Raw genomic sequence first — 3,452 nt, 5'->3', positions numbered from 1 at the left:
GACTACTTCTTGATCTTCAACCAGAGCGAGACCAGTCCCTTCGCCGACGAGAACGTGCGTCGCGCGGCAGGGCAGGTCGTCGACCGGGCGGCCTTCCGCGAAGCGGTCAATCCGCTCGGCGAACTGCTGTTGTCAGCTGGCGACCCGCAGTTGCAGTGTGTGAATGACGACGAGTCGCTGCTCGTCGAGCAGGACGATGCCGCGGCATCCGGCGTACTTGAAGGGGTGAAGATCCGCCTGATCGGGCCGACCGCCATCGGCGTGAACGGTGCAGGCATCACCTACATCGCCGAGCGACTGCGCGCCGCCGGCGCGACCGTCGACTCCGACATCACCGACACCGGAACCTGGATCAGCACGATCCTCAGCCCCGGGTCCTCCGGCGAATGGGATGCCACGGTCTTCGCGAGCATCAACAACGTCGGAACGCTCGTGACAGGCATCACCCGCATGCTCGGACCGACCGTCGCCGACGGCGGACGCAACCTCGCCTACGCGAACAACCCGGCAGCCGACGAGGCCTATGCCGAGGCGATGGCCGCAACCGACGATGAGGCGAAGTGCGCCGCATACGCCAAGGCGCAGGAAGCCGTGCTCGACGATGTCGCATTCGTGCCGCTGTCGACCAATGTGACGACCTATGTCGCACGCGACGGCTTCTCCGTGCGCCACCCCGCCGGGCGTGAGAACCTCTCGACACTGCGCATCACGGAATGAGCACGACGGGCACGCGGAGCGTGGGCACGAAGAGCACAGCACGGACGACATCCGGCTGGGGGCGATTCCTCGGCCAGAAGGCGGTGGAGGTGGGGGTCGCGCTCGCGGCGCTGATCCTGCTCACCTTCGTGCTCGTGCTCCTCGTGCCCGGCGACCCCGCGCGGATCGCCGCCGGCCTCGACGCCAGCGTCGAACAGGTCGAGGCTGCGCGCACCGCACTCGGCCTCGACCAGCCGATACCCGTGCAGTTCCTGCACTACGTCACCGGAATCTTCACCGGCGACCTCGGGCAGTCCTTCCGCACGGGCCAGGATGTGACGACCATCATCGGCGTCCGCCTGCCGTACACGCTGACGATCGCGCTGGTCGCGATCGCGATCACTCTGGTGATCTCGGTCGCGATCGGCATCGGCGTCGCGGGGTTGACCCGCGGCAACCGGAATCGCTGGCTCGATGTCGGCTTCAGCTGGGTCACCGCGACGCTGCAGACGCTGCCGGTCTATGTGTTCGGCGCGATCCTCGTGATCGTGTTCGCCGTCTCCCTCGGCGTGCTGCCTGCCGCCGGTGCGACGAGCCCGGCGTCGTACGTGTTGCCAGCCGTCGCACTCACGCTCGCCCCGACATGCTCGATCAGCCGCATCGTGCGGCGTGAGGCCGCGGCTGTGCTCGAGCAGGACTACATGCGTACGGCGCGCGGCTGGCGCATCGACCGCATCAAACAGCACATGAAGTATGCCCTGCCCAACCTGCTCGCCTCCACACTGACGCTGTCGGGGCTGATCCTCGGGAACATGCTCGGCGGCGCCGTGATCGTTGAACGCGTGTTCGCGTGGCCGGGGCTCGGCAACGGCGTCGTCGAGGCGATCCTCGAACGCGACTACCCGCTGATCCGCGGGATCATCCTCACGATCGGCGTGATTGCCATCATCATCAACGTGACGATCGACATCATCCTCGCTGTTGTCGATCCGCGAGTGTTGCGCTCCGGAAAGGCATTCGCATGACTGCTGCGACCCCACCAGACACCGTCGCCGTCGTGACCGGCGCGCCCGGACCGCGGCGGTGGCGACTGCATCCGATCCTGCTGAGCGGTCTGATTCTGCTGACCCTCGTCATTCTCGTCGCGATCATCGCACCGATGTTTCTCGACAAGAGCGCGAACGCGCTCACCGATCAGACCCGCCTGCCCCCTTCGTCCGAGTATCTGCTGGGCACCGACGAGTTCGGGCGCGACCTGCTGTCGCGTGCGCTCGTCGCCACACGACTGACGCTGCTGTTGACCGTCAGCGCCTCGGCGATCTCGGTCATCGTCGGGGTGATCCTCGGCCTGGTCGTCTGGTTGTTCTCACCTCGTCTGCGACGCTTCATCATCGGGGTGAACTCCGTTGCCGTCGCCTTTCCCAGCCTCGTGCTCGCCCTTGTCATCGCGGCGATCCTCGGCCCCGGCGCCTGGACGGCCGCGCTCGCGGTCGGAGTCGCCAGCATCCCGGCGTTCATCAGGCTCACCGTGAACATGGCGGCCCCGATCCTGGAGCGAGAGTACGTCTCGACCGCACGTCTGCTGCGCGTCTCGCGTCCGCTCGTCATGATCCGCCACGTGCTGCCGAACATGGCCGAGCCGCTGCTCGTGCTCGCGGCGAGCAACTTCGCTGTGACGCTGGTCGAGCTGTCCGGGCTGTCGTTCATCGGTCTGGGCGTGCAGTCGCCCGAGTATGATTTCGGGCTGCTGCTCAGTGACGCTCTCGCATCGATCTACACTCAGCCGTCGCAGGTCGTCGGCCCGAGCGCCATGATCATGCTGACCGGACTGGCCGGAATGCTGATCGGCGACGGATTGGCCGCCAGCAGCAACCCGCGCACCAGAGGTGCTCGTCGAGCGACCAGGACGGGGATGCTGCGCGCTGACGCGGCTGCGAAGCGCGAGGCATCCGATGCTCCGAAAAATGCCGTGGAGGTGCGCGACCTTCGGGTCACCACCGGTGGGGGCGTCGAGCTCGTCAAGGGCATCTCGTTCGATGTGGCGCCCGGCGAGATCGTCGGTCTCGTCGGCGAATCGGGATCCGGTAAGTCGCTCACGGCGATGACGCTCGCCGGCCTCGTTCCCGAGGGTGTCAACGCCACGGCATCTTCACTCGTCGCGGCGGGCAACGACATGCTGAGCGCCGTGCCGTCGAAGAAGCTCGCGCAGGAGATCGCCCTGATCTATCAGGATCCGATGTCGACCTTCAACCCGGCCCTGCGAATCCAGACGCAGCTCACCGAGGTCGCGCGCACGCACCTCGGCCTCAGCAAGGGAGCCGCCCGGCGCGCTCTGCTGGAGAGATTCGAGCAGCTGCACATCAGCGCGCCGGCGAAGCGGTTGCGCCAGCACCCTCACGAGCTGTCCGGCGGGATGCTGCAGCGCGCGATGATCGCGTCGTCGCTCATCGCCGAGTCGAAGCTCATCATCGCTGACGAGCCGACCACGGCGCTCGATGTCACCGTGCAGGCGGCGGTGCTGCGGCAGTTTGCGGCGGCGACGCGGGAACTCGGTGCATCCGTGCTGTTCATCTCGCATGACCTGGGCGTTGTCGAAGCGCTCTGCGACCGCGTGATGGTGATGCACCGCGGCGAGATCGTCGAAGAGCTCACCGCTCAGCAACTCGCCGAACGCGACGTGGCACACCCGTACACGCGCAAGCTGCTCGATGCCGCCGAGTACGTCGAGGCGCTGTGAGCCAGGAAAGGGAGATGAG

Annotated in this window: 2 protein-coding genes and 1 pseudogene; all 3 read left to right on the top strand. The window is 66.8% G+C overall.

Going from position 1 to position 3,452, the window contains the following annotated elements; genetic code table 11:
- Positions 1–717: pseudogene (locus tag Q1J95_RS15310) on the top strand (ABC transporter substrate-binding protein); the annotation flags it as partial.
- Complete coding sequence (locus Q1J95_RS15305; RefSeq protein WP_300269206.1) at positions 714–1,721, top strand: ABC transporter permease; 1,008 nt, start codon at positions 714–716, stop codon at positions 1,719–1,721. The pseudogene Q1J95_RS15310 and the gene Q1J95_RS15305, both read left to right, overlap by 4 nt.
- Entirely contained in the window at positions 1,718–3,433 is a 1,716-nt protein-coding gene (locus Q1J95_RS15300; protein ID WP_300269203.1) for a dipeptide/oligopeptide/nickel ABC transporter permease/ATP-binding protein, read from the top strand. The genes Q1J95_RS15305 and Q1J95_RS15300 overlap by 4 nt, the downstream gene beginning before the upstream one ends.
- The last annotated feature ends 19 nt before the right edge of the window (positions 3,434–3,452 follow it).

It is taken from the genome of Microbacterium sp. (genome assembly GCF_029263575.1).
Lineage (GTDB): Bacteria > Actinomycetota > Actinomycetes > Actinomycetales > Microbacteriaceae > Microbacterium.
Note: the sequence above shows the minus strand (reverse complement) of the source record. Positions and strands in the feature narration are given on the sequence as shown.

Bases quoted from the DNA above. Each gene is read 5' to 3' on its own strand.
- Q1J95_RS15305 (WP_300269206.1), top strand. From the start codon at position 714: ATGAGCACGACGGGCACGCGGAGCGTGGGCACGAAGAGCACAGCACGG.
- Q1J95_RS15300 (WP_300269203.1), top strand. From the start codon at position 1,718: ATGACTGCTGCGACCCCACCAGACACCGTCGCCGTCGTGACCGGCGCG.